The sequence below is a fragment of the Nonomuraea mangrovi genome (assembly GCF_042681425.1).
GTDB classification, from domain to species: Bacteria; Actinomycetota; Actinomycetes; order Streptosporangiales; family Streptosporangiaceae; genus Nonomuraea; species Nonomuraea mangrovi.
Map to the genome: position 1 here is coordinate 1 of NZ_JBHUFV010000127.1, position 1,398 is coordinate 1,398.

1 protein-coding gene is annotated in these 1,398 nt (G+C 66.6%); it reads left to right on the plus strand.

The genetic code is table 11. The features are described from left to right. Positions 1–174: 174 nt before the first annotated feature. Positions 175–1,398: IS110 family RNA-guided transposase (locus ACFSKW_RS54830; protein WP_379583878.1), on the plus strand; the 1,224-nt coding region annotated here is incomplete at its 3' end.

Sequence of the window (1,398 nt, forward strand, 5' to 3'; positions counted from 1 at the left end):
CGGGTTGCCCGCCGACGCCGGTTCGATCTTGGGACTCGAGCCCGTGAACAAGTCTGGCGCCGGGGCCCCGACCTGAAGGGTCACGCACTGTTGCTTCGAGCACGCCGGTCAGAATTTCGGTTCCCGACCGAGGCCCCCGGGCACCCACCCCTGTCGAGGTGATGGAGGAGACGGTTGGGCAAGCGGGAGCCGGAGGAGATCCCTGATCAAGAGCATGAACAGCTCTATCAGCGGGTCTGCGCGATCGATGTGGCCAAGGACTCGGGCAAGGTGTGCGTGCGCACGCCGAGTGGCACCGGGACGGAACGCCGGGTCAGCAAGGTGTGGGAGGTCGAGGCCACGTTCAACGCGGTCAGCCAGTTGGGTGAGGAGCTGGTCGGCATGCGGGTTGAGAAGGTGACCGTCGAATCGACGTCGGACTACTGGCGGATCTGGTTCTACGTGCTCGAGGCTGCCGGTCTGGAGGTGCAGTTGGTCAACGCCCGTGAGGTGAAGAACGCCCCCGGGCGCCCCAAGACCGACCGGCTGGACAGCATCTGGCTGGCGAAGCTGACGGAGAAGGGGATGCTGCGGCCCTCGTTCGTGCCGCCGGCACCGGTCCGGGCGTTGCGGGACTACACCCGCATGCGCATCGACCTGACTCAAGAGCGCACCCGCTACTGGTCGCGGCTGGAGAAGTTACTGGAAGACTCCCTGATCAAACTGTCCACGGTGACCAGCAAGATGGACACCGCCTCGGGTCGCGACATGATCGAGGCGTTGATCTCTGGGGAACGCGGTCCGCAGCGGTTGGCCGGCCTGGCACGCGGCAAGCTGAAAGCCAAACACGCCCTGCTGGTCGAGGCGCTGACCGGCCGATTCGATGAGCATCACGCCGAGTTGGCCCGGCTGCTGCTGGACCAGATCGACGCGCTCACCGGTCAGATCGACAAGCTCACCACCAGGATCGAGCAACTGATCAGCGCGATGCCCGCCGCTGCGACCGCACCGGTCGGCGACCCGCCCGATCAAGGCACAGGCGCCGATAGCGGCGATGGCGGCCACCCGACCTCAGCATGCGACCGCCCAGGGGCGAGCCGAACCCCTCGCCCAGCGGTGGAGCGGCTGGATGACATTCCCGGAATCAGTACCCTGACCGCCCAGGTGATCATCGCAGAGGTGGGGCTGGACATGAGCCGCTTCCCCACCGCCGACCACCTGGTCTCCTGGGCCAAACTGTGTCCCCGGACCATCCAATCCGGCAGTAAGAACGGATCCGGCAAAGCCGGCAAGGGCAACCCCTACCTCAAGGGAGTCCTCGGCCAGGCCGCCGCGACGGCCGCCCGCACCGACACCTTCCTCGGCGAACGCTACCGAAGAATCGTCAAACGCCGCGGCAAGCTCAAGGCGCTGGTCGCC